18 protein-coding genes are annotated in these 25,665 nt (G+C 40.2%); 15 read left to right on the forward strand and 3 right to left on the reverse strand.

Annotated features, from left to right (window positions below; all coding sequences use genetic code 11):
* Window positions 1-71: 71 nt before the first annotated feature.
* Window positions 72-1,511 (reverse strand): potassium/proton antiporter, encoded by a 1,440-nt coding sequence (locus MKY78_RS11700; protein WP_186868147.1) that lies wholly within the window; start codon window positions 1,509-1,511, stop codon window positions 72-74.
* 162 nt (window positions 1,512-1,673) lie between these two features.
* Between MKY78_RS11700 and MKY78_RS11705 the strand changes: the two genes are divergently transcribed.
* The gene (locus MKY78_RS11705) at window positions 1,674-3,605 is read left to right on the forward strand and encodes an ATP-dependent DNA helicase (RefSeq protein WP_339212837.1); all 1,932 of its coding nucleotides are present in this window, start codon (window positions 1,674-1,676) and stop codon (window positions 3,603-3,605) included.
* Window positions 3,606-4,335: 730 nt separating this feature from the next.
* On the opposite strand, the gene MKY78_RS11710 is transcribed toward MKY78_RS11705, so the two are convergent.
* On the reverse strand, window positions 4,336-4,962 hold the full coding sequence (locus tag MKY78_RS11710) for a CoA pyrophosphatase (protein WP_339212839.1): 627 nt from the start codon (window positions 4,960-4,962) through the stop codon (window positions 4,336-4,338).
* Window positions 4,963-5,163: 201 nt separating this feature from the next.
* Between MKY78_RS11710 and MKY78_RS11715 the strand changes: the two genes are divergently transcribed.
* The 12 genes from MKY78_RS11715 to MKY78_RS11770 all read left to right on the forward strand — a co-directional run bounded on the left by MKY78_RS11715 (window position 5,164) and on the right by MKY78_RS11770 (window position 17,478).
* Window positions 5,164-5,676 carry a DUF3231 family protein gene (locus MKY78_RS11715; protein WP_339217892.1) on the forward strand — a complete coding sequence of 171 codons (513 nt, stop codon included), beginning with the start codon at window positions 5,164-5,166 and terminating at the stop codon, window positions 5,674-5,676.
* A 197-nt stretch (window positions 5,677-5,873) separates the two neighbouring features.
* Window positions 5,874-6,926 (forward strand): fatty acid desaturase, encoded by a 1,053-nt coding sequence (locus MKY78_RS11720; protein ID WP_339212841.1) that lies wholly within the window; start codon window positions 5,874-5,876, stop codon window positions 6,924-6,926.
* A 94-nt stretch (window positions 6,927-7,020) separates the two neighbouring features.
* The gene (locus tag MKY78_RS11725; RefSeq protein ID WP_339212843.1) at window positions 7,021-8,154 is read left to right on the forward strand and encodes a sensor histidine kinase; all 1,134 of its coding nucleotides are present in this window, start codon (window positions 7,021-7,023) and stop codon (window positions 8,152-8,154) included.
* The gene (locus MKY78_RS11730; RefSeq protein WP_186868152.1) at window positions 8,151-8,753 is read left to right on the forward strand and encodes a response regulator transcription factor; all 603 of its coding nucleotides are present in this window, start codon (window positions 8,151-8,153) and stop codon (window positions 8,751-8,753) included. Before MKY78_RS11725 ends, MKY78_RS11730 begins: the two co-directional genes overlap by 4 nt.
* A gap of 700 nt (window positions 8,754-9,453) precedes the next feature.
* Complete coding sequence (ltrA, locus tag MKY78_RS11735) at window positions 9,454-10,776, forward strand: group II intron reverse transcriptase/maturase (RefSeq protein WP_339212845.1); 1,323 nt, start codon at window positions 9,454-9,456, stop codon at window positions 10,774-10,776.
* Between the two features lie 227 nt (window positions 10,777-11,003).
* Window positions 11,004-12,113 carry a carbohydrate kinase gene (locus tag MKY78_RS11740; RefSeq protein ID WP_339212847.1) on the forward strand — a complete coding sequence of 370 codons (1,110 nt, stop codon included), beginning with the start codon at window positions 11,004-11,006 and terminating at the stop codon, window positions 12,111-12,113.
* Window positions 12,110-13,024, forward strand: coding sequence for a pseudouridine-5'-phosphate glycosidase (locus MKY78_RS11745; RefSeq protein WP_339212849.1), 915 nt, complete (start codon window positions 12,110-12,112; stop codon window positions 13,022-13,024). The genes MKY78_RS11740 and MKY78_RS11745 overlap by 4 nt, the downstream gene beginning before the upstream one ends.
* A 218-nt stretch (window positions 13,025-13,242) precedes the next feature.
* Window positions 13,243-14,001 carry a MerR family transcriptional regulator gene (locus MKY78_RS11750; protein WP_186868155.1) on the forward strand — a complete coding sequence of 253 codons (759 nt, stop codon included), beginning with the start codon at window positions 13,243-13,245 and terminating at the stop codon, window positions 13,999-14,001.
* Complete coding sequence (locus MKY78_RS11755; protein ID WP_339212852.1) at window positions 14,002-15,036, forward strand: C45 family peptidase; 1,035 nt, start codon at window positions 14,002-14,004, stop codon at window positions 15,034-15,036. It abuts the gene before it with no gap.
* Between the two features lie 49 nt (window positions 15,037-15,085).
* On the forward strand, window positions 15,086-15,691 hold the full coding sequence (gene wrbA / locus MKY78_RS11760) for an NAD(P)H:quinone oxidoreductase (protein ID WP_186868157.1): 606 nt from the start codon (window positions 15,086-15,088) through the stop codon (window positions 15,689-15,691).
* 236 nt (window positions 15,692-15,927) lie between these two features.
* A complete protein-coding gene (locus MKY78_RS11765) occupies window positions 15,928-16,713 on the forward strand; it encodes an ion transporter (protein ID WP_186868158.1) in 786 nt (261 codons plus the stop codon).
* A gap of 129 nt (window positions 16,714-16,842) precedes the next feature.
* Window positions 16,843-17,478, forward strand: a complete 636-nt coding sequence (locus MKY78_RS11770) for a pentapeptide repeat-containing protein (protein WP_339212854.1) — start codon at window positions 16,843-16,845, stop codon at window positions 17,476-17,478.
* A 752-nt stretch (window positions 17,479-18,230) separates the two neighbouring features.
* On the opposite strand, the gene MKY78_RS11775 is transcribed toward MKY78_RS11770, so the two are convergent.
* Complete coding sequence (locus MKY78_RS11775) at window positions 18,231-19,253, reverse strand: LLM class flavin-dependent oxidoreductase (RefSeq protein ID WP_339212856.1); 1,023 nt, start codon at window positions 19,251-19,253, stop codon at window positions 18,231-18,233.
* A 226-nt stretch (window positions 19,254-19,479) separates the two neighbouring features.
* Here MKY78_RS11775 and gltB point away from each other — a divergent pair, with 226 nt between their 5' ends.
* Both gltB and MKY78_RS11785 read left to right on the forward strand, forming a co-directional pair.
* Complete coding sequence (gltB, locus tag MKY78_RS11780) at window positions 19,480-24,114, forward strand: glutamate synthase large subunit (protein WP_339212858.1); 4,635 nt, start codon at window positions 19,480-19,482, stop codon at window positions 24,112-24,114.
* Window positions 24,115-24,131: 17 nt separating this feature from the next.
* On the forward strand, window positions 24,132-25,616 hold the full coding sequence (locus tag MKY78_RS11785) for a glutamate synthase subunit beta (protein ID WP_339212860.1): 1,485 nt from the start codon (window positions 24,132-24,134) through the stop codon (window positions 25,614-25,616).
* Window positions 25,617-25,665 lie beyond the last annotated feature (49 nt).

Consider the following 25,665-nt stretch of genomic DNA (forward strand, 5'->3'; position numbering starts at 1 on the left):
CCGATTAGCTTTCTGGGGAGGGAGCTAATCGGTTTTTAAATTTATTCTAGACTATTACATGCTGTTCATTACTACTTTCCTACTAATGCTTCTTTTGCTTTTGGTCTACTCTCTTTATCACTTAATACATACACGGTGTCACCTTTTTGAATTACCGTTTCTCCTGTCGGTGTGATGAGCTTGTTGTTCCGGGTTACACCAATAATTAATGTATCCTTAGGTAAATCCAGCGTATTAAGGGAGAGCCCATTGGCAGGACTTCCTTTTACAATAGTCATTTTCATTATCTCAGACTCTGTCGTTCCAAGATTGATTAATTCAATACTTGGTGCTGTTTCATCTTGGTCATTATCCAGTCCTAGCTTTTTAGCGAGCCAAGGTAAAGATCCCCCTTGGACGAGAGCGGAGAAGAAGACAACGAAGAACACCGCATTGAAAATCAATTCACTATTTTCTACCCCAGCAATAATTGGGTAGGTACCAAGAACAATCGGTACGGCTCCCTTTAACCCTGCCCATGATATAAAAACTTTTTCTTTTAGATTATATTTCATGAACATCATACTGATAAAGATCGCAACAGGACGGGCAATAAACATTAAGATTATCGCTAATAGAATTCCTTGCCAGATGACATCGACAAGATGGCTTGGGAAAACTAATAGACCTAGTAGGATAAACATTACAATCTGCATCATCCAGGCGAAACCTTCATTAAAGCGGGTAATGGTAAAGCGATAGGTTAGATCACTATTGCCCACAAATACAGCCATGACATAAACCGCTAGTAGTCCACTTCCACCTACAAAATCGGTGAAGGCATAGGTGAAGATTGCAGCACCCATTGCTAGAACAGGATAGAGTCCCGATGTATCTAATTTAATATTATTGATGATAGCAACTGTTATTTTACCAAAGAGTAAACCGAGCAATAATCCTAATCCCATTTGAAGGAAGAAGCTACCAATCGCCATCCAAATAGAAGCATCTGGTGATTGAATCAATTCAATTAGTGCTACTGTTAAAAATACTGCCATTGGATCATTTGACCCTGATTCTGCTTCTAGTGTAGCAGTGAGTCGCTTTTTGAAATTCGTGTTTCCTAATACGGAGAATACTGCAGCGGCATCTGTGGAACCAACAATTGCTCCAAAGAGCATCCCTTCTAATAACGAGAGGTTAAAGATATACATAGCGGCTAAACCAGTAATAACCGTTGTTAATAGCACGCCTAGCGTTGCTAAAACACCAGCTGGTCCAATAATTGGTCTGATGCTGGTCCACTTGGTTTGCGTACCACCATCAAATAGGATGACGATTAATGCCATAATTCCAATTAATTGGGTTAATTTAACATCATCAAAATAAATATAGCCATTCATAAGCATTCCGGCTAATAAAAACAGAATAAGTGCAGGTAGACCGAGTCGAGAAGAGAATTTGGTGGCTAGAACACCGATGATTAACATAGCGGAAAATAGAAAAATTAGTGTTTCTATGCTTAGGTTCATATGATTCCTCCGATGCAAAAAGATACTATCTTAATGATAAACTAAAATTGCTAAAAAACAAAATGTAAGCAACTTTTTTGATGGAAAATCTTTTAAATACGAATACTTCTCTACTACATGGTACAATATGATTCATGATAAATCGTAAAGAGGGAATAAACAATGACGAAAATAAATGCCTTACCATTTACCGTATCGAAGACGGAAAACTTCTTTGACCGACTAGGTGATTATGTTGGAGATGTTTTCTATGATATTTTACCGGAACAAGGATACGAATTACGTGATGAACAAATCTATATGGCTTTTCAATTGGAGCAAGCTTTTAAGAATAAACGAACAATCTTTGCGGAGGCAGGAGTTGGTACAGGAAAGACGTTTGTTTATTTGATTTATGCAATATGCTATGCACGTTATATAGGCAAGCCAGCAATTATCTCCTGTGCTGATGAAACTCTTATTGAACAGCTTGTCAAACAAGGTGGAGATATAGAGAAACTAGAAAAGGCACTTGGGATTGAAGTTGATGTCAGGCTTGCTAAGGCGAGAGAGAATTATGTTTGTGCACGAAAGCTGGATCGGGTTGCGGAAATTACAGATAACGAGGATATCATAAGAGTACATGATGAAATTCCGGACTTTGTTTATGATTATAGTTCTGCTAAGAAGATTTTTGAACGATATGGAGACAGGAAAGAATATCCGTGGGTTTCGGATGAAACATGGGAGAAAATTGCATGGGATCCTCTGCAGCAATGTTCTACCTGTGAACTAAGACATCGCAGTGGGCAAACATTAAACAGGGAATATTATCGTCATGCCAAGGATTTAATCATCTGTTCCCATGATTTTTATATGGAGCATGTTTGGACGAAGGAATCTCGTAAGCGTGAAGGTCAGATTCCATTACTACCAGAGGCAAGTGCGGTTATCTTTGACGAAGGACATCTATTAGAATTTGCTGCGCAAAAGGGATTAACGTATCGTTTTCATTCGGAAACATTACATAATGTTCTTACAGGATACATGGGCCAGGACGTTCGTGAGGAATCGCTTTATTTGATTGAAGATATCCTAACCTTACATGAGGATTGGTTTGATCTGCTAGGTAGTGTGGCAATAGATGTAGTAGGCTCTAACCGGAAAGAAATTGAATTATCAGATCGTATGCTAGCTATCGCTTCTAGCTTATTTGAAAAAGTGGAAAAACTTCTCGATCAGCTAGTATTTGATTCGGAGATGTTTACGATAGATGGCTACCATCTAAAGATTATTGAAGAATACTTGGAGTTCTATCATTATGGTTTATCCATTTTCTTAAAAGAAGATGAGGGTATCTTCTGGTTGGAAGAAACACGTGATACGACAACATTAGTCATGATGCCTAGATTGGTAGAAGATGTGTTGAAAAAGGAAGTATTTTCCAAGGGCATTCCATTTGTCTTTTCATCTGCCACCCTTTCTCAAGGTGGAGATTTCTCCTATCTGGCAAACAGTTTAGGAATAGATACGTATGATTCGTTTTCTGTTGATTCACCATTTGATTATGAACAGCAAATGAAGATGAATGCCTATATGGAGAATACAAAAGAAGATAAATGGCTCACTATACAAAAGCAAATGGAGCAAAATAATGGAAGTACACTTCTCTTATTTTCAACCGTAGAAGAAATGGATGATTTCCGCATATGGTCGAACCAGAAATCATGGGTGCAACCTATTTATTTCGAAGGCGATCAAGAAATAAGTGAGACCGTACGAAGATTCCAAGAAAATCCAGAATCCGTGCTATGTGCGTATCATTTATGGGAAGGCTTAGATATTCCGGGCGAGGCATTAACACAGGTTATTATCTCTTCCTTACCATTCCCGCCAAAAGATCCAGTGTTTAAAGCAAAACGGAAACATGCAATCGACCCAGAACGAGAAGTAGATGCGCCTTATATGCTATTGCGATTACGCCAAGGAATTGGCCGACTAATTCGAACAAGCACCGATTATGGAATAGTTCACCTATGGATGAGAAAAGAAGAACGAGATACCTATAAAGAAGTAATCGATGAAATTGCCCCAGTTACGATAAACTGGGAATAAAATAGTCATTACATTAGACCCCCCGGCCTTGGCTTGGGGGTTTTTACTTTAACGTTATTCAACGATTCTTGCTTGTTGAGGTTATGGTAACAGAGGAGAGCTATCGATGCCCTTAAAGAGAGATTCTCTCATGAAAAGGTAACAGAGGAGAGCTATCGATGCCCTTAAAGAGAGATTTTCGCATGAAAAGGTAACAGAGGAAGGTTATCTGTGCCCTTAAAGAGAGATTCCCGTATGAAAAGGTAATAGAGAAGAGCTATCTGTGCCCTTAAAGAGAGATTCCCGTATGAAAAGGTAACAGAGAGGAGCTATCTGTGCCCTTAAAGAGAGATTCCCGTATGAAAAGGTAACAGAGAGGAGCTATCGATGCCCTTAAAGAGAGATTCTCGCATGAAAAGGTAACAGAGAAGAGCTATCTGTGCCCTTAAAGAGAGATTCCCGTATGAAAAGGTAACAGAGAGGAGCTATCGATGCCCTTAAAGAGAGATTCTCGCATGAAAAGGTAACAGAGGAAGGTTATCTGTGCCCTTAAAGAAAGCTTCCCGCATGAAAAGGTAACAGAGAAGCGACCGTCGTGCTCTTTATCAATGCTACAAGCAAAAGAACACAGTAGACTCGCATATACCAACCAAAAATCTCTAACACTGTACCCTCAGTGCCTCGCCCTCACTAACTCAATCAGCCCTCTCACTGCTACTATATTCAAATCTTTCACTTTTCCCATATAACATTAATCCTCACGACAGTCCGCTACATATAAAAAATGATTGAGTATCTTTGCTGTTAGTCCCCAGATAACTTTATCTTGATAGCGATAAAATAGTTCTTCAAAATGGCGTGTCTGCCAGTTGTATTTTTCGCCACCTACAATTAGGTCAAAGGGGAAGTTCTCTTCTGGAATCACTTCTACGTTAACTTTATATGATTCCGGTTTTGTTTGTTTGAGGTATGAGATTGGAACATAGAATACTTCGCCAACTTCAGACTCATTCGGTGTGATCTGGTTTATGTTCGCAATTCTCCCAACATATGGATAGATGATTCTCCCCATATCCGCTACGACATAGTCAATTGGTGTCACGTCTGTTATTTGATCAGGATGGATTCCTAGTTCTTCAGAAGTTTCCCGAATTGCACAGTCCTTCGGGGTTGCATCTTCTGAATCCATCCTCCCGCCAGGAAAGCAAATATCTCCGGGCTGACTCCTTAATTGCATAGAACGGACCTCAAATAAGATATGTGCTTCCCCTTCTATTTCAACAAGTGGTATAAGAACGGCAGATTGCTTGAAATTCTCACTGCCCATGATTCTAGGTTCCCTAGTGGCTAAATGCCTCAAAATCGTTTCGATGTTCACGATTCCCCCTCCAGTACGTGGTTGTTATATTCATTATACTAATAACTGTTGTATGTAAACCAATATTATTCATTATCCACATTGGGTACACCGTGTAAAGAAAATAGATAGATTATGTTTTATTTTCCTTGAAATAGACATTCTAAGGATGTGCGAATTAGAAAGGTGGCACAATGAATGAACTTTATAAGGAGGATGGCAATGGGAATCCTAAGTGGAAATCCACAAGATGAACCGATGCATTATGGTGAGGTATTTGGAGCTTGGACAGCTGTTGCTGCTGGAAAAGCTATGATTGCAGCGTACCAAACCTTGCTAAATCACGCAGGGGACGAAGATTTAAAGAAATTAATACAAGAAGCCATTGATCTCGGAAAACAGGAAGTGTCCGATATTGAAATGCTGCTAAAAAATAATGGAATTGGTTTACCGCCTACCCCACCTGAACGTCCAAAAGCGGACTTGGAGTCCATTCCAACTGGTGCACGTTTTATGGATAACGAAATTGCTGCTAAAATGTCAGCTGATGTTGCTGCAGGGTTAATAGCGGCTAGTGAAATGATTGGACAATCAGTTCGTGAGGATATAGCAACACTTTTTGGTACAATTCATAATCAAAAGGCAGCTTTAGGTACAAAGATTCTTCGTTTGAATAAAGATAAAGGATGGCTTGTCCCTCCACCGTTACACCTATCTAATGTGGATGAAAAATAATAGAGAATTTTTTTATGGTGGTGATGAAAATCATCACCTTTTATCATGTAGACCAATACTCTGAGCGTTTTACAAAAAAACATCGCGATTCCCAATATGACATTTGTCATATAAAAAAACTGACGAATGTGACTTAAAATGGACAACCTTTCCGATTAAGATTAAAGATAATCTATGAATCAAATAGGGGGAACACGATGAGTAAAGAAAAGCAGTCACAATTAAGAAAAAGTGTAACACCATATGCCAAGTCTAATACTAAAGCCAGTATCATTCAGATCTTGAATACAATCATTCCGTTTATTCTCCTTTGGTTTCTCGCCTATCAAAGCCTTTCCATATCGATTTGGTTAACGATAGCTCTATCCATTATCGCTGCAGGTTTTGTTGTGCGAACGTTTATTATTTTCCATGACTGTACCCATATGTCCTTTTTCAAAAATAAAAAGGCCAATCGAATTGTTGGTACGATTACGGGAATTATCACCCATTTTGCATTTGAAAAGTGGAAATGGAGTCATTCTATCCATCATGCAACAAGCAGCAATTTAGACAAACGCGGAATCGGTGATGTCTGGGTAATGACGGTTGATGAGTATGTAGAAGCCTCTACATGGAAAAGGATAGTTTATCGTCTTTACCGAAATCCAATCGTCATGTTCGGGCTAGGTCCTCTTTATTTATTTTTAATCTCGAATCGATTTAATCGTAAAGGGGCAAAGCGAAAAGAGCGGTTCAATACGTATTTAATCAATTTATTCATTGCAGCTATTTATGCCCTTTTGATTTGGGCGATAGGCTGGCAGGCATTTTTAATTATTCAAGTCCCTATTTTATTTATTGCAGGTGCGGCAGGCATTTGGTTGTTTTATGTTCAACATCAGTTCGAGGATTCCTACTTTGAGAATGAAGAGGAATGGGATTATGTGAAGGCTGCTGTTGATGGGAGCTCTTATTACAAGCTTCCTAAGATTATCGAATGGTTAACAGGTAGTATTGGGTATCATCATGTACACCACTTAAGCCCAAGAGTGCCAAATTATAACCTAGAAAAGGCACATGAATCCACACCACCATTGCAAAAGGCGACAACAATCACTTTAGCAACAAGCTTAAAATCGATTCATTTCCGATTGTATGATGAAGCTAGTAAAACCTTTGTCAGTTTTAAGGAAATAAAGGATCAAGTGAAAGCGCAAAAGAACGACCTGCAGTTATCGACGAGAAGAGCTAGTATAGAAGATAAATAGTGAATCCAAAAGCCCTTTTATTATCGATGAAAGGGTTTTTGTATGACTGGTTATCTGCTATACTCAGGAGAAATAGAACTTAGGAGGGTATCAAATGCAAAAATGGTATCAAATTATCTACAAGAATACAGGACTTAGCATTTATTTGTGGATTGTATTTTGTATTTTACCCTTCTATTTCATTATTCGTTACTTTACGCCAATCGAAATATTAGTTGGCATTTTGATGGTTGTATTGTTTTTTACCGCATATCGATTATCGTTTATCAAAAAAGGCTGGACGGTTTATTTGTCTGTTGGAATAGAAATAGCAATTAGCATTGGAATGACGATTTACTTTGGATTTGTATATTTTTCTCTTTTTCTTGCCTTCTATATGGGAAATATCCAAAGTAAGGCAGGATTTATTACATTATATGTCGTTAATTTAGTTACCACTATTTCTGCAACTACTCTTGGTTTCTTTACGCAAAGCCAAATCTTCTTTTCTCAATTACCATTCATCGTAATTAGTGTTATTGGGGTAATACTAATTCCTGTTAATATATTCTACCGTATAAATCGAGAAAAACTGGAGGACCAATTAGAGGATGCCAATAATCGAATCTCCCAATTAATGATTTTAGAAGAAAGGCAACGCATCGCTCGGGATTTGCATGATACATTGGGACAAAAGCTATCTTTAATTGGATTGAAAAGTGATTTAGCTGCAAGATTACTTCAAAAGCATCCAGAAAGGGTCCAAAAAGAGATTCTTGATATTCATCAAACAGCAAGAACAGCATTAAAGGAAGTACGGGAAATGGTTTCCGATATGCGTACGACAAGATTAGAGGATGAAGTAATTCATGTTCAACAGGTGCTGGAGGCTGCGGAAATGGAATACGTGTTAGAAGGTGACCCGAAGCTTGTGCATACGCCATTATTTGTAGAAGGAGTACTCAGTATGTGCCTAAAGGAAGCTGTAACCAATATCATAAAGCATAGCAAGGCTACATCCTGTCGAATTGCCATTCAACAAACACCGAGTGAGATTTGTATCCAAGTACAAGATGATGGTGTCGGGATCGGAGAGATTACAGATAAAAAAGGTAATGGGCTACGTGGTATGAGAGAACGTTTAGACTTTGTTAACGGAATTTTACATATGGAAAGTGGGAATGGTACCCTGCTTTCGATAAGCGTTCCAAATGTTGTTCAACCATTACCAGAGGAGAGGTTGTCATGATTCGAATTGTGATTGCAGAGGACCAACGGATGCTACTCGGGGCACTTGGTTCATTGCTAGATTTAGAGGATGATATGGAGGTTGTCGGAAAAGCCCAAGATGGCGTCGAAGCCTTAGAAATGGTTAAGCTCCATCAACCGGATATTTGTATAATGGACATTGAAATGCCTTTAAAGAGTGGCTTAGATGTAGCCGAAGAATTAAAAAATGAGGCATGTAAAATCATTATATTAACAACATTTGCTAGAGCAGGTTATTTTGAACGTGCAAGGGATGCCAATGTAAGTGGATATTTATTAAAAGACAGTCCAAGTGAAGAATTGGCAAATTCAATCCGCATCATTATGGAAGGAAGAAAAATCTATGCACCTGAATTAATCGATATAGCATTCAATAAAGAGCAAAACCCACTTTCCGACCGGGAAGAGCAGGTTATTCATTTGATTGCGGAAGGAAAGAACACAGAAGAAATAGCAAACCAGCTCTTCCTTACCAAAGGAACAGTGCGGAATTATGTATCGGTAATCCTAGACAAATTGGAGGCTAGCAATCGGATCGAAGCTATCTCTCGTTTTAAGGAAAAGGGTTGGTTTAAATAATCGCCATGCTTGTTTGTTAGACCTCGCTTCGGTAGGAAGCGAGGTCTTTTGTGCGCTTGGCAGCGCTCCGAACTTAAGGGTGAAAGTCCCAAACACGCCGTAGTGGCGGAAGTGTATAGCTGACAGGCAGTGCATGCTCGTGAGGGAATGTGCGGAGGGCTTGAAGGCAAACTCTGGAACAGGCGACAATAACCATGTTGGCTGATAGAATCGGATAACCCTGCAAAAGAAGGGAGTGTCCAATCCCACAACAGGATTCTATAAGTTATGAGGACTGGGTTCAGAGGAAAGTTCGGTGACGTGACCCAAGGAGGTCTTATCGTCTCCACTTGGTGGTAACCCCCAGACAAGTCCGTGAGGGACAAGCTGGGATTATGGGTGGTAAGAAGTCAGAGCAGGGGATAGTAGTGATTAATCTCGCCAGAAAGGTCGCAAAGGCGAGAGATTCTGTACAGAGTTACAGAAGCAATCTTTCACCCAAAAGGTGGAGAATTGGTGCGAAGCCCGTCTGCCCATGGAAGAAAAGTCAACCAACTTAGGAAGCTGTCATGAGCCAGACAGAAGTCAGTGAGGTAGGTAGCCGAAGAACTGAGGTCGAACAGAAGGGTAGACCGTCTGGGGCGGAGTAACTTATGGGTGAAACGAACATTGTCTTAAATGACTAGAAAATCGTGGATACCAAAGGGAAGGAATACGAATCATGAACGAGCAAGAAGGAAAAGGTAACTTTCGTGAGGGATTTAGGAATCACCAGAGGAAATGGTATAGCCTTATGGATAAAATATGGGCATATCCTAATATGGAGGAAGCATTCCTGGAGGTAAAACGGAATCGAGGTTCTGCGGGAATAGATGGCGTGGATATTAGAGCCTTCGAATATGGTGTGGAGGATAATGTACAAATCCTTCAACAGGAATTATTAAGTAGGACATACAAACCAAGGCCTGTAAAACGAGTCTACATTCCAAAGGCAGATGGTTCTCAAAGACCTTTAGGAATTCCAACAGTACGAGACCGAGTTGTCCAAGCATCTGTGCGACGTGTGATAGAACCAATTTTCGAGGCAAAGTTCTTGGATTGCAGTTTTGGATTTAGACCTAAACGTAGTGCCCATATGGCACTGGAAAAAATCCAGAAAGACTTAACCGACGGTTACATATATGTAATTGATGCTGATTTGAAATCATACTTTGATACCATACCGCAAGATAGGCTGATAGAGGCGGTAAGGGAAGAAATTGTGGATGGCAGTGTTCTAAATTTAATCCAAAGTTTCCTCGAAGCTGGAATTATGGAAGATGGAAGCTTTTACTTGAATGAGAAGGGCACCCCGCAAGGTGGGGTTATTAGCCCTCTTCTCGCCAATATCTACCTTCATTCTCTTGATGAAGTCATGACAAAAAGAGGACATCGAATTACAAGATATGCCGATGACTTCGTAATATGTTGTAAATCAAGAAAAGGCGCTGAAAGAGTATTAAAATCAGTAATCCGATTCTTGGAGACAGAATTAGGTCTAATAGTACACCCTGAAAAGACGAAGATAGTCAACAATCTGGAAGAGCCATTTGTATTTCTAGGACACGAATTCACTAGAGGAAGATGGATGAAACCATCATCTAAATCGTTAAAGAAATTCAAAACGAAGGTAAAGGAAATTACTAGGAAGAATCAAACGGTCAATCTTGAAGATTTAGTTAGGAAAAGGCTGAACACCTATCTCCGAGGTTGGGGAAACTATTTTGGGCATGGACATGTCAAATCCTTATTCCAAGAACTGGATTCATGGATTCGAAGAAGGCTAAGGATGGTTCAACTTAGAAGTTGGAGAAAGATTAGGAAACTCCACAGAGAGCTGAGGAGAAGAAACTGGAAAGGCGAACTACCACAATTGCGAATGTACAATTGGAGAAGTTCCTTATCAACCCCAGTACACACAGCAATTCCAAACAAAAAGTTTGTGGAAATTGGTCTTGTTTCTCTGGTTGATATTTACAATGAACATCATTCCCAAAGGGAATAATCATGGAGGAGCCGTATGCGATGACCCGCACGTACGGAACTGCGAGAGGCGCATGAGTGATTCATGCGCCTACTCTATTTACAGCTTCTGCATCGAAAAGAGAATCGAAAGCCATTTTAATACCTATCAGTTTTTCTTCCATAAACAATTGACTTTATCCAATAAACATACTAACATAATAAACATAAGTTTATAATATAAACATAAGTTTGGTTAGGTGGCATGATATGAATTTCTCACTTAATGAAAATGAACAAAAACTCTTTAATTTAATTAAGAAAAACCCTTTTATTTCACAGCAGGAACTGGCAGAGGAGATGAATCTATCCAGACCTTCCGTTGCGAACCTTATTTCAGGTCTAGTGAAAAAAGGTTATATTCACGGCAAAGCCTATATTGTAGGGGACGATAAGCAAATTGTCTGCATAGGTGGCGCGAATGTTGACCGGAAGTTTTACATAAAGGGTAAGCTTCAGTATGGGACTTCGAATCCAATCAGGTCTGTACAAAGTGCAGGTGGAGTGGCTAGAAATGTCGCAGAGAATCTAGGACGGTTAGGGAAAAATGTATCGCTACTCACGGCCAGCGGTATTGACGCGGAATGGCATTTTATTGAAGAGGCTTCCTCTAGCTATATGAGCCTAACCCATACCATTCCATTAGTAAAAGAAGCGACAGGGTCTTATTCAGCTGTGATTGATCAATCGGGTGAGTTAGTATTGGCTTTAGCGGATATGGATATTTATGATTCCATTACACCAGAAGTACTACAACCAAAGCTTTCTAAGTTCTCCCTGGCAAGATGTTTCGTAGCCGATTTGAACTTGCCTATGGATACGTTAGCTTCTATCAAACAGTTTGCCTTAAGTAGAAATATTCCACTAGTATTTATTGCGGTATCTGCCCCGAAGATGGACAGACTACCGAAGGACTTACAAGGACTAACCTGGTTAATTACGAACTGTGATGAGACCGAGGCCTTTTTCGATATCGCTATTAAGACGAAGGCAGACTGGCAAGAAGCAGCTCATAAATGGTTGCAATTAGGAATTGAAAATATTGTAGTAACCAATGGAAAAGAAGGAGCACTAATCGGAAATCTAGAAGAAGGAATTCATCATATGCCAGCATTAGAAGTGACGAATGTCCATGATGTTACAGGGGCAGGAGATGCCTTTTCTGCAGGGGTAATCTATGCATGGCTGGAAGGGGAAAGTCTTCCTACTATCGCGAAGGCAGCTGCCGTTAATTCTTCTAAAACAATCCAAACGAATTATACCGTAAGACAAGATTTGACACCTCAACAACTTAAATTAGATATGGAGGAAGTAGAATGAGACATTATGTAGAACTATCAGCAGAAGTAAAACAAGCAAAGGAACAAGGAAAACCAGTAGTTGCATTGGAATCGACTATCATCTCTCATGGGATGCCATATCCACAAAACGTGCAAACAGCTCGCGAAGTGGAACAAATCATTCGTGATAATGGTGCTGTACCTGCTACGATAGCATTGATTGATGGGAAAATTAAAGTAGGCTTAACAGATGAGGAATTAGAGCAATTTGGCAATAGTCAAGGTGTTGCGAAGGTTTCCCGTCGTGACCTTCCATACATTTTAGCTACGAAGCAATTAGGAGCAACTACAGTAGCTGCTACAATGATTTGTGCAGAGCTTGCTGATATTAACATATTTGTTACGGGAGGTATTGGTGGTGTACACCGAGGTGCAGAAACAACCATGGATATTTCGGCAGATTTAGAAGAGCTTGCACAAACGAATGTAGCAGTAGTATGTGCTGGAGCTAAATCCATTCTCGATTTAGGACTAACAATGGAATACCTAGAAACAAAAGGGGTTCCAGTAATCGGTTACCAGACAGAAGTTTTACCAGCATTTTATACGAGAACAAGCGAATATCCGGTAAACTTCTCAGCGGAGAACGTAGATGTCATTGCGAAGACATTAAAATCAAAATGGGATTTAAAGCTTCAAGGTGGAGCAGTTATTGCTAACCCAATCCCGGAAGAGCATGCAATGCCTGAAGAAGTAATTAATCATGCCATTGCTTCAGCCGTAAAGGAAGCAGATGAAAAAGGGATAACTGGAAAGGACACAACTCCATTCCTACTTGGAAAGATTAAAGAAATTACTGGCGGAAAGAGTTTAGATTCTAATATTGCACTTGTTAAAAATAATGCAGTATTAGGTGCGAAATTAGCCGTAGAGCTAAATTCACTAGTCTAATCTATGGAAGTAGTGCAGACATAACGATAAGATAGAGACCCGAATGAAGCACAACGTTATACTGACATATCCTCTCATGAAAAGTTAAGGATATGTTAGTGTGATATTGTAGAGTCATTCGGGTTTTTTAACGTGGATAAGCCCATGCTGTTTTTACTCACCTTCCACTTGACCTTCAAGTTACTTTAAGGTTTATCTTAAATGTAGGAGGGAATGAGATGCTATCTATACAAGAATTTTCCAAAAGAAGTGGAATACCGAAAAGCACGCTACGTTTCTATGAAGAAAAGGGCTTACTGATGCCCAATAGAAAGGAAGGGAACGGTTATCGGGTATATCAAGAAGAACAAATAGACCTTGCTAGATTAATTGTAAGTTTGCGCTTAGCAAATGTGCCGATAAGTGACATTCAAACATATCTCTTAGCCACTGAGCCTGCTCAGGAGCAAATGAAACAATCATGGATTCGTCTATTAAACCAGCAAAAAGCATTACTGGATGTGCAAATTAAGTTCTTAGAGAGTAACAGTTCCATAAAGGAATTCTTTTTATATGAACGAAAACGGGAGAGAGTGGTCTGGTTTTTGGCTGAAGGTCATCAGGGGGAATTCGGAGCAGCGTTATTAAGGGGAATAGAAGAGCTAAATAAGTATAATGTGGCGGTTCGAAATTCTTACTTACAATATGCGTCTGGAACGGAAACGGTAAAAGCATGGATAGGCTTTGGAATCGATAATTCCAGTGACATTTCGAGCAGTACCTTATTTGAAAAAGAAGAAATGATCAATGAAGCTCTATGTGTAGCGACAACCTTTCAAGGAGACTTTTCCAACATTGGTAGTGTTTATCGTAGTCTTATGAAATATGTTAGTGACAATGGCTATATTTCTACTGGCTCCTTGATGGAAAAGTATCACGGAGATAACTTAAAGCAAGTCACGATGATGATACCAGTAATGAAATTAGGGGGAGAATAAATGAGAAAGAAACTATTTGTACATGTAGTGGAATTAGAGGGGACCAATTATGAAATTGGCCGTTTACAGGCAGAGCATATAGAATTCGGTCATCGGTTTGATGAGCTTCAGGCTACTTCTTCTAAGACAGACGCAGAAGAAATCTATACTTTATTAAAGCGGGATTTTTCAAGTTTTTTAGAAGAGTTGCAGGGCCTAGCAGCTGGGTTAGAGCTGGATTTTTATACGATATTACGAATGTACAGTGGATACAATCTATCATTACCCTCCATGGGATGTACAGCCTTCTCACAGGGAAGCTACTATGTTCGCAATTATGATTTTACCCCAGAACTATATGACGGCCGTTTGGTTTTCCATAAGCCAGAAAAGGGCTATGCAAGTATCGGGTTTAGCCAACAAATGGTCGGTAGAGTAGATGGAATGAATGAGCATGGGCTAGTTGTTGGATTACACTTAGTAAACGAACGCCATACCGGTATTGGTTTTATCGCGACAACCATTGTCCGACTAGTTTTAGAGCATTGTAAAAACGTGATAGAAGCAGCAGACTTTATAACGAAGCTTCCACATGGCTATTGTTATAACTATTCATTGACTGATCGTTCTGGAAAGAATTGTCTAATAGAGGCTACGCCAAATGAACAATTGGTACAATATCCATCCGATTTAATGTGTACGAACCACTTCAATACAGAACAATTAACCGGCAAAAACAGGTCCTATATTGCATCCTCCTTACACCGTCAGCATATCCTCCAAGGATTTAAAGCTGAGCCCCTATCACCAGAAGAAGCGTTTCGAAGGTTTAACAACGAAGATTCACCACTCTTTTACAAAGATTATCATCATTTCTTTGGTACGTTACACACCGTAGTTTACATGCCTGAAAAATTAGAGGTTATAGTTGGAATAGGCGGAAATGCTAAACCAACTAGATTCTCTTTAGCGAAATGGCTTAGTGGTAGGTTAAATGTAGGAAAGACGCTACTAGGCGAAATAGATTATCAACAAAATCATGCTAGTCATGATTAAATGAATCGAATTGGTAAATAATACAAGCGTAACGATGATGAAAAGGAGAATGAATATGGTAAAACTAGCGGTAATTTATTATAGTTCTACAGGCATTAACTATCAGCTTGCAAAATGGGCAGAAGAAGCGGGAAAAGAAGCAGGTGCTGAGGTGAAAGTGGTAAAAGTACCAGAGCTTGCACCAGAAGCAGCTATTGCATCTAACCCTGCATGGAAGGAACATTACGAAGCAACAAAGGATGTACCAGAAGCAACTAGTGATGACATTGAATGGGCCGATGCGATTATCTTTAGCGCGCCAACTCGCTTTGGTAATGTTCCGTCTCAAATGAAGCAATTCATTGATACACAAGGTGGTCTTTGGGCGTCTGGGAAAACGGTAAATAAAGTAGTTAGTGCAATGACATCAGCACAAAACCCTCACGGCGGTCATGAAGCAACCATCCTGGCACTATATACATCGATGATGCATTGGGGTGCAATCATCGTACCTCCTGGATATACCGACCAGGTACTATTTCAAGCAGGTGGCAATCCGTATGGAACCAGTGTATCTCAGGGTCAAGATGGAAAAATGGTGGAAGATGTTCAAGGTGCAGTCAAACATCAAGTGAAACGAACACTAGAAATTGCTCAAAAGGTAGCAGGCAGCTGAAAAGTTTGAGAAAGGTGGTATAGAGCTTAATAGCTTTATACCATCTTTTTTGTAGATAGGAAAATAAATTCTTTCTCGCTAGTAGTAGAAAAAGCTAATACATTAGCTATGAGCGAATGTGTTGGCTTTTTTATTTTCTACCAGCAATTGATTCATAAATAATGATTCCTAACAATTAATAGATGACAGAATTGCCTGTGTTCCGTAAAATGTTATGAGAGGAGGAGCGTCTACAAATGAATCCATTAAGAAAAGCATGTGCTAGAATTTCAGAACATCCTGTTTTCACGAATACGATAATTGTATTAATTATGATAAATGCTATATTAGTAGGGTTAGAGACTTACGCAGGTATAGCGAGCAAATACCACGATTGGATCTATTTAGGTGACAAGCTGTTATTATGGATATTTACAATCGAAATTATTATCCGTCTAATCGGAAGGAAATCGATAAAGGGATTTTTAAAGGATCCATGGAACATATTTGATTTTGTTATTGTGACATTAGGTCATGTCCTAGTTGGTAGTCATTATGTAACAGTACTTCGTATTATCCGAGTACTAAGGGTGCTTCGTGCAGTGTCTGTTATACCTTCGCTCCGAAAAATGGTTAATGCATTAATTTTAACCATCCCTTCTATGGGTACGATTGTATTGTTATTAAGTATATTCTTTTATATTTATGGCGTTATTGGTACGATGTTATTCAACGAAATTGCACCTGAGTATTTTGGAACGTTGCATGACTCTCTGCTCTCCCTTTTCCAGGTCATTACACTGGAATCCTGGGCAAGTGGTGTCATGAGGCCAATACTAGCGGAGGATCCTTCCTCATGGTGGTATTTTGTTACATTCATTATGATTGGCTCGTTTGTTATTGTAAATTTATTTATTGGTGTTATTGTCAATAATGTCGAAGAGGCAAATCGTGAAGAAAGCCCTTCTCCAACTGATATTAAGCTTGCTGAAGTACAGAAAGAGCTAGCGGAGATTAAAGAACTTCTAAACAAGAAAAACTAACTAAAAGTCCCTCTATGTGATCACATAAGAGGGAGATTTTTTTGAGAAGATAGGAAAGTATAAAGTCTTTCTCGATTGTGTAAAAAAACGAATTTTACTAATGATAGTTTCGTAATAAAGGAGGATATGATGGGGCAAGAAATGAAAATTAATCGGCCAAAATTACCAGCAGATTTACCAATCACAGCTTTTCAGCCTTCGGAAGATGGATATTATGATAATTGCATGTTCAAAGATTGCTTGATTTCGAGTGAGGATATCGATAGGGCGCGTTTTGATCAAGTTGTATTTGATCATGTTACCTTGGAAGGGGATTTTTCCCATATTGAATTAACCGATTGTCTCTTTATTCAATGTGATCTTTCCAATGTTGATTTTACGAAATCCAGTATCCATCGGGTTGAGTTCAAGCAGTCCAAATTAATTGGGATTGGATTGGCGGAATCAAGCCTAGGGAATGTTGTTTTTGAAAGCTGCCAGATAAATTTTAGTGCATATGGATACGCTAAATTAAAACAAGTACGTTTTCTCGATTGTACAATGAAAAATAGCGATTTTTACGAATGTAAATTTGAAAAGGTCGACTTACAGTATTCCGATATGGAAGATGCGAATTTTTCCAATACTAGGCTAAAAGGTGTCGACCTATCCACTTGTAAATTTGAAAGATTACAAGTCTCATTAGAAAGTATGCAAGGCTGTAAAGTCTCCACCGAACAAGCTCTTGGCTTTGTGAGACTATTAGGTTTAGAGATTAAGGAATAGAATACTGGAACGCGAAGCTATCCGACAAGATGAATTCAATAGAGAGAGCGCCTCAGTGCCCTAAATGAGGAAGGAAAGCCGAAAAAGGTAACAGAGGATCCGCCTCAGTGACCCAAATGAGGAAGAAAAGCCGAAAAAGGTAACAGAGGAGTTATCTCAGTGACCAAAATGAAGAGGAAAAGCCGAAAAAGGTAACAGAGGAGTTATCTCAGTGACCCAAATGAAGAGGAAAAGCAGAAAAAGGTAACAGAGGATCCGCCTCAGTGCCCCAAATGAGGAAGAAAAGCCGAAAAAGGTAACAGAGAAGCTGCCTCAGTGACCCAAATGAAGAGGAAAAGCCGAAAAAGGTAACAGAGGAGTTATCTCAGTGACCCAAATGAAGAGGAAAAGCAGAAAAAGGTAACAGAGGATCCGCCTCAGTGACCCAAATGAGGAAGAAAAGCAAAAAAGGTAACAGAGGAGTCATCTCAGTGCCCTAAATCAGAAAAGAAAGCGAAAAAGGTAACAGAGAGAGCGCCTCAGTGACCTAAATGAAGAGGAAAAGCAAAAAAAGGTAACAGAGAAGCTGCCTCAGTGACCTAAATGAAGAGAAAAAGCAAAAAAAGGTAACAGAGGATCCGCCTCAGTGCCCCAAATGAGGAGGAAAAGCAAAAAAGGTAACAGAGGAGGCCCCTCAGTGCCCTAAATGAGAAAAGAAAAAGGTAACGGTGAAGCTTAATCCGTTACCTTTCTTCTTTTCTCACTGCCCTCATTTACTTCATCAAATTCCCGACAATCTCAAAGGAGCGTAAACGGTCCTCAAGATGGAAAATTTGCGATCCGATGATTAATTCATCAGCTTGTGTTTCTTCGATAAAGCTCTCTAATCCTTTTCGTACGGTGTCAGGGCTTCCGACAATGGTTGTTTTTGGATCGAGTGTTTCCGAAACTGCTGCAATTTCTCCCGGTGAATACAGCTCTTCCAGATTCTTCACTGGTGGCTGCAGTTTTCCAGGATTACCACGACGTAGGTTTAAGAATTGTTGCTGTTGAGATGTGGCAATAAACTGAGCTTTTTCGTCTGTATCTGCAGCTATTACATTTATACCTAGCATAACATATGGCTTTTCCAGTACGTTAGATGGCTGGAAGTTATCACGATACAACTTTAGTGCTTGGAATAAATATGCAGGTGCAAAATGACTAGCAAAGGAGAACGGTAATCCTTTATGTGCTGCTAGCTGTGCACTAAAGCCACTAGACCCAAGTAACCAAAGCGGAACGTTCGCACCTTGGCCAGGTATGGCTTTTACTCGTGAAACTGGCTCATCAGAGAAATAATCCTGCAATTCATTAACCTGCATTGGAAAATCCTCTACACTCGCGTTTAAGGTTCTCCGTAATGCATAAGCAGTTGCTTGGTCACTACCAGGTGCTCTTCCTAAGCCGAGATCAATTCTCCCAGGGTATAAGGCTTCCAATGTCCCAAATTGTTCAGCAATTACTAGTGTCGCATGATTTGGAAGCATGACTCCCCCTGCTCCGACACGAATGTGCTTAGTTGCCCCGGCAATATGGCCAATGACAACAGAAGTAGCAGAGCTAGCAATACCAGGCATATTATGATGTTCGGCTAGCCAATAGCGATTAAACCCCCATTTTTCCACATGCTGTGCTAATTCTACACTATTTTTAAAGGACTCACTCGCATTACTTCCTTCTGTAATGGGTGCAAGATCTAAAACAGAAAGTGGTATATGATGAAAAGTTTTTGCATGATTTGATATCAAATTCATTCACTCCTTTTATGCGCTCTTCGTATGCAATAATAAATATATTAAAGGCTATAGTCCAATTTAACGCTTGAAAACTAACGCGTTACTATGTTAGCGTTTACAACTATTGATATAAAAAGGATTGCATAAATATAACTTTCTGAATATTGTGTATTGACTGGAATTGTGCTATAATATGAATTACTGTTTGATTGTGAAAAAAGGTTATCCAGAAAGGAGCAAGGTTATGACGATACGTAACTACCCTAAAGTACAGGGTTTATATAACCCAGCTTTTGAACATGAAGCATGTGGAATAGGTATGATTGCGAATATAAATGGAAATCGAACACATAGTATTGTCCAAAACGCGATTAATATGCTTTGTAATATGGAGCATAGGGGAGGACAATCTGCTGATACAAGCACTGGTGACGGTGCTGGGATTTTAACGCAAATACCAGATCGGTTCTTTCAGAAGCAATGTGCAAAAGAAGGTGTACGATTACCCCGAGCAGGGGAATATGCCATTGCAATGATATTTCTGCCTAATGAATTAGAAACTAGGGTAGAATGTAAGCGAATTATTGAGTCGATCGTAGAAGAAGAAGGACAGACCTTCCTTGGGTGGAGACCAGTTCCACTGAATGATTCCTTTATTGGGTCGCTTGCCGCTAAAACAAAACCAACAATTAGACAAGGTTTTATCCAAAAATCTCCAGATATTACGGATAGTAAAAGCTTTGAACGAAAGCTATATATAATCCGAAAACGCATTGAGTATGTCATGAATCAAAATCCCGCTTATTACGACACCTACATATGCAGCCTATCATCTAGAACCATCGTATATAAAGGGATGTTAATTCCAGAACAATTAGACTCCTTCTACATTGATTTAAACCACCCTGAATTTAAATCCGCATTGGCATTAGTACATTCCCGTTTCAGCACCAATACATTCCCGAGTTGGAATCGAGCACATCCTAATCGGTATACGATCCATAATGGTGAATTTAATACGATACGTGGAAATGTCAATTGGATGAAAGCACGAGAGAGATTATGTACATCTAGTTTTTTTGAAGCGGAGGATTTAGACAAAATACTACCGATCATCGATGCAGATGGAAGTGATTCTTCGATATTTGATAATACGTTTGAATTCCTACACATATCAGGCTATTCATTAGCACATGCTGCCATGATGATGATTCCTGAGCCTTGGGCAAATAATCCTCATATGGCAGAGGAGAAAAGAGATTTTTACGAGTTTCATAGTACATTTATGGAGCCGTGGGATGGACCGAGTGCCATTGTATATACGGACGGGGTTCAGGTTGGAGCCACACTCGATCGAAATGGATTACGGCCTGCTCGCTATTATGTAACGAAGGACGGGATGATTGTTCTTGGCTCAGAAGTAGGTGCCCTCGATATATTCGCTGATGATATTTTGTATAAGAAACGTTTAGAGCCTGGAAAGATGCTTCTTGTTGATTTAGAAAAGGGAATAATCATACCAGATGAAACGATAAAACTACAAGTTGCTACGGAAAAGCCGTATAAGGAATGGTTGATGGAGCTGAAGGATATCGATACTATTCCCAATACAGCGACATCTCAACCAACCTATCGAGGCAAGAAATTGTTGGAAAATCAAGTTGCCTTTGGTTATACCCGTGAGGAATTAGAGAAAATGATGAAACCATTAGTATCAGGTGGAAAGGATCCAATTGGGTCTATGGGATATGATGCTCCATTAGCTGTCTTATCGAAGAAGCCGAGGCTTTTATTTGACTATTTTAAGCAATTATTTGCCCAGGTAACCAATCCTCCAATTGACGCGATACGGGAAAAAATGATCACGATGACAACGACCACGATTGGTCCTGTGGGGAATATCGTGGCTCCCAATGCAGATAGCTGCAAAAAAATTCGATTAAATACACCGCTCCTAACGAAACAACAACTAGAGAAGCTACGCCATAATAGAATGCACGGCTACCGTTCAAAGACGATTTCTACCTTATTTGGCATACACAATGAAATGGAACAAGCATTGCATACTATGCTCGAACAAGCGGTTCAGGCAATCGAACAAGGGGCAACGTTTATTATCCTATCTGATCGTGGGCTTTCTGAGTCAAAAGCTGCGATTCCATCTTTACTTGCAGTAAGTGGGCTACACCACCACTTGATTCGCTTAGGATTACGTACACAAGTCAGCATTATTGTAGAGTCAGGGGAACCGAGAGAGGTTCATCATTTTGCAGCCTTAATTGGCTATGGGGCAGAGGGGATCACACCGTATCTCGCCTTTGATACAATCGAAGCCCTTTTGCAGAACGATGAAATGAATGCTAAATCCGTAGAAGAAGCTATCAATCAATATATTCATGCGGTAACAGATGGGATTGTCAAAGTTTTATCAAAAATGGGGATTTCTACGATTCAAAGTTACCTGGGGGCGCAGATATTTGAGGCTGTTGGAATCGCCAATCAGGTGATAGAACAATACTTCACAGGTACAGCTTCTCGTATCGGTGGAATTGGACTAGAAATTATACAACAGGAAGTTCTCATGCGCCACGAAAAGGCGTATAAGCCGAAACGTGGAACGACGCTTGCTTTGGAGGATGGTGATGATTATCAATATCGTTCGAACGGCGAGGATCATCAATATAATCCGAAAACAATCTATACGTTACAACATGCCGTACGCTCAGGGGATTACGACTTATTTAAAAACTACTCTAGCATGATTACGAATGAAAAGGAGAACTTACAATCATTAAGAGGGTTATTACAATTTAAAAAACGCAAGCCAATTCCGATTGATGAAGTGGAATCTGTGGATGCAATATGTGCCCGTTTTCGAACAGGTGCCATGTCTTTTGGGGCTTTAAGTAAGGAAGCGCATGAGTCATTGGCTATTGCTATGAACCGTCTTGGAGGAAGAAGTAACTCTGGTGAAGGTGGAGAATCTGTTGATCGATATCAAGCCGATGCCAATGGTGATTTACGTAAAAGTGCTATTAAACAGGTTGCCTCTGGTAGGTTTGGCGTTACAAGTAATTATTTAGTCCATGCAGAGGAGATTCAGATAAAAGTAGCACAAGGTGCAAAGCCGGGTGAGGGAGGACATCTCCCAGGAAACAAAGTATATCCATGGGTTGCCGAGGTACGGAACTCAACACCAGGTGTTGAGCTCATATCACCACCACCACATCATGATATCTATTCCATTGAAGACTTAGCAGAATTAATTTTTAACTTAAAGAATACGAATCCAAATGCACGAATTAGCGTGAAATTAGTTTCTGCTGTCGGTGTTGGGACCATTGCAGCAGGAGTAGCAAAGGGGCGTGCAGATCACATTCTAATAAGTGGCTATGATGGTGGTACTGGTGCTGCACCATACACAAGCTTAAAGCATGCAGGGCTACCTTGGGAAATAGGCTTAGCAGAAGTCCATCAAACTTTATTGTTAAATGGGCTACGTGACCGTGTTGCAGTGGAAACAGATGGAAAGCTGATGACAGGAAGAGATGTTGTTATTGCTGCTTTGTTAGGGGCTGAGGAGTTTGGCTTCTCTACTGCACCGTTAGTAGCGTTAGGTTGCGTAATGATGCGAGTTTGTCATTTAGACACCTGTCCAGTTGGAATCGCCACACAAAATCCAGAGCTACGTAGAAAGTTTTCCGGAAAGCCGGAGCATGTCGTTAATTTCATGCGTTTTATTGCGATGGAAGCGCGTGAGATCATGGCGACATTAGGGTTTAGAACGATAGAGGAAATGGTTGGCTGTACAGATGTATTAGAGGTTAACGACGAGATTGAACATTGGAAGGCGAAGACGATTGACTTGGCAAGTCTACTCTACCAGCCGAAGCAAGCTTCTGGTATGACAGCACGTTATAAACAAATCGAGCAGGACCACGGGATTACTTCTACGTTGGATTATCAGGAACTAATCCCTAATTGTAAACGTGCATTTAAAGAAGGAAAACAAGTAGAATTTACAACGGCTATTCGGAACATTCACCGAGCAACAGGAACATTATTAGGTAGCGAGATTTCGAAAAGATGTGGTGAATCTGGCTTGCCAGAGGACACGATTAAGTTGAACTTTAGTGGTTCTGCTGGTCAAAGCTTTGGCGCGTTTATTCCAAAGGGGATCACCTTACGATTAATCGGAGATGCCAATGACTTTGTTGGAAAGGGACTTTCTGGTGGGAAAATTATTGTTCATCCAGACCCTGTCGTGACCTTCCAACCGGAGGAGAATATTATTGTCGGTAATGTTGCTTTTTATGGGGCAACCTCTGGTGAAGCCTTCATACGGGGGATCGCTGGGGAGCGTTTCGCAGTACGCAATAGTGGAGCCAATGTCGTCGTAGAAGGTGTTGGTGACCATGGATGTGAATATATGACCGGAGGAAGAGTGGTTGTTTTAGGCCTAACAGGAAAGAACTTTGCTGCTGGGATGTCTGGTGGTGTTGCCTATATTTATGATGTAGATGGAAGATTCCGTGAAAGAGTAAATCCAGATAAGCTTCATATTCAAGGTCTCGAGGATTTGTCCGAGGTCGATGAGCTATATAGCTTAATCGAAAAACATGTTCACTATACCAATAGTGTATATGCGGAACGAATTTTAGCATATTGGGATACTAATTCTGCGAAATTTCTCCGTGTTATCCCTAAGGCATATGCCAGAATACAAGAGCGGATAAAGGCATTAATGGCGCTTGGGCTAAATAAGAATGAAGCAGAAATGCAAGCCTTTCAGGAGGTCCATGGGCAACGTGACCATCATAAGGATAAGCAACGAATAGCTAATCATCGAAAAAAATCTGAAATGCTTCCTAGCTTTTAATCGAAAAGGGGGATTTTATGGGAAATCATACCGGTTTTATGCAGTATGAACGACAAACACAACCCGAAAGAGAGCCAACGGATAGAATTAAGGATTGGAGAGACTATACAGCTTCATTTACAGCCCAGGATATACAGGTACAAGGTGCCCGTTGCATGGGGTGTGGTGTTCCAACTTGTCATGTTGGCATGGAAATTAATGGTGTTACAACAGGGTGCCCTTTAAATCATTTAATACCGGAATGGAATCATCTCGTTTATGAAGGAAAATGGCAAGAGGCGCTTCATCGTGCTCATGCTAAAAATAATTTCCCGGAATTTACAGGAATTGCATGCCCTGCTCCGTGTGAGGGGGCATGTGTCCTCGGCATTAATGAGCCACCAGTAGCCATCAGATCCATTGAACGTGCAATTGTAGAAAAAGGTTTTCAGGAGGGCTGGATAACAGCAAATCCTCCAGAAAAAAGAACCGGAAGACGGGTAGCAGTAGTCGGCTCTGGTCCAGCGGGCTTAGCTGCGGCAGCACAATTGAATCAAGCAGGACATGAGGTTACGGTCTTTGAGAGAGAAGATCGTATCGGTGGGCTATTAACCTATGGAATTCCAGAGATGAAGCTTTCCTATCAGGTGGTGAAAAGAAGAGTAGACATTTTAGAACAAGAAGGGGTTCACTTTATTACGAATACAGAAGTTGGCAAGGACATCCCAGTAGAAAAGCTCAGGTCGGAATATGATGCGATCATCCTAGCTACTGGTGCAACGGTGCATCGAACTATGCCAGTAGAAGGAAGCAATCTAAAGGGAGTTCACTATGCAATGGACTTTCTCCATCAGAATACGAAGAGCCTACTGGACTCAGGGCTAGAGGACAATAACTATATCTCCGCAAAAGATAAGAATGTTATTGTCATCGGTGGTGGTGATACGGGGACGGATTGCTTGGCGACTGCCGTACGTCATAATTGCAAATCACTAACCCAATTTGATATTTATGAAAAGAAAGGCACAGAGCGTGATGCTACTTCCAATCCATGGCCACAATACCCTATTATCCATCGGGTTGAATATGGTCATAAGGAAGCGGCAGGGAAATTGGGAAGGGACCCACGTGCATTTGCTGTCATGACAACGAAATTTGTAGGAGATGAAACCGGACATATTAAAGAAGTTCATACGATTAATGTGAGGAACAAAATAGAAAACGGGCGAAGAATCCGTGAAGAAATAAAAGGAACCGAGCAAATATGGCCTGCCGATTTAGTATTAATTGCTATCGGATTTACTGGCCCAGAACAAGGCTTACTCGATCAATTAAATCTTGAACGTAATTCCAATACTACAGTGAAAGCAACGTATGGAGACTACCAAACGAATGTAGAAGGTGTTTTTTCTGCAGGGGATATGCGAAGGGGTCAGAGTCTAATTGTATGGGCTATCCATGAAGGAAGAGAGGTTGCACGGGAATGTGATCGCTATCTCATGGGAGAAACGGACTTACCTTAATATAAAAGGCTGTAAAAGCTAGATACTAAAAGGGAAATTTAATTTGATT

The sequence above is a fragment of the Ornithinibacillus sp. FSL M8-0202 genome (assembly GCF_037975285.1).
Classification (GTDB): Bacteria; Bacillota; Bacilli; order Bacillales; family Amphibacillaceae; genus Ornithinibacillus; species Ornithinibacillus massiliensis.

Coding starts and splice junctions, on each gene's coding strand:
- MKY78_RS11700 (WP_186868147.1), bottom strand. CDS start 1,511: ATGAACCTAAGCATAGAAACACTAATTTTTCTATTTTCCGCTATGTTA.
- MKY78_RS11705 (WP_339212837.1), top strand. CDS start 1,674: ATGACGAAAATAAATGCCTTACCATTTACCGTATCGAAGACGGAAAAC.
- MKY78_RS11715 (WP_339217892.1), top strand. CDS start 5,164: ATGGGAATCCTAAGTGGAAATCCACAAGATGAACCGATGCATTATGGT.
- MKY78_RS11720 (WP_339212841.1), top strand. CDS start 5,874: ATGAGTAAAGAAAAGCAGTCACAATTAAGAAAAAGTGTAACACCATAT.
- MKY78_RS11725 (WP_339212843.1), top strand. CDS start 7,021: ATGCAAAAATGGTATCAAATTATCTACAAGAATACAGGACTTAGCATT.
- MKY78_RS11730 (WP_186868152.1), top strand. CDS start 8,151: ATGATTCGAATTGTGATTGCAGAGGACCAACGGATGCTACTCGGGGCA.
- ltrA (WP_339212845.1), top strand. CDS start 9,454: ATGAACGAGCAAGAAGGAAAAGGTAACTTTCGTGAGGGATTTAGGAAT.
- MKY78_RS11740 (WP_339212847.1), top strand. CDS start 11,004: ATGAATTTCTCACTTAATGAAAATGAACAAAAACTCTTTAATTTAATT.
- MKY78_RS11745 (WP_339212849.1), top strand. CDS start 12,110: ATGAGACATTATGTAGAACTATCAGCAGAAGTAAAACAAGCAAAGGAA.
- MKY78_RS11750 (WP_186868155.1), top strand. CDS start 13,243: ATGCTATCTATACAAGAATTTTCCAAAAGAAGTGGAATACCGAAAAGC.
- MKY78_RS11755 (WP_339212852.1), top strand. CDS start 14,002: ATGAGAAAGAAACTATTTGTACATGTAGTGGAATTAGAGGGGACCAAT.
- wrbA (WP_186868157.1), top strand. CDS start 15,086: ATGAATATGGTAAAACTAGCGGTAATTTATTATAGTTCTACAGGCATT.
- MKY78_RS11765 (WP_186868158.1), top strand. CDS start 15,928: ATGAATCCATTAAGAAAAGCATGTGCTAGAATTTCAGAACATCCTGTT.
- MKY78_RS11770 (WP_339212854.1), top strand. CDS start 16,843: ATGGGGCAAGAAATGAAAATTAATCGGCCAAAATTACCAGCAGATTTA.
- MKY78_RS11775 (WP_339212856.1), bottom strand. CDS start 19,253: ATGAATTTGATATCAAATCATGCAAAAACTTTTCATCATATACCACTT.
- gltB (WP_339212858.1), top strand. CDS start 19,480: ATGACGATACGTAACTACCCTAAAGTACAGGGTTTATATAACCCAGCT.
- MKY78_RS11785 (WP_339212860.1), top strand. CDS start 24,132: ATGGGAAATCATACCGGTTTTATGCAGTATGAACGACAAACACAACCC.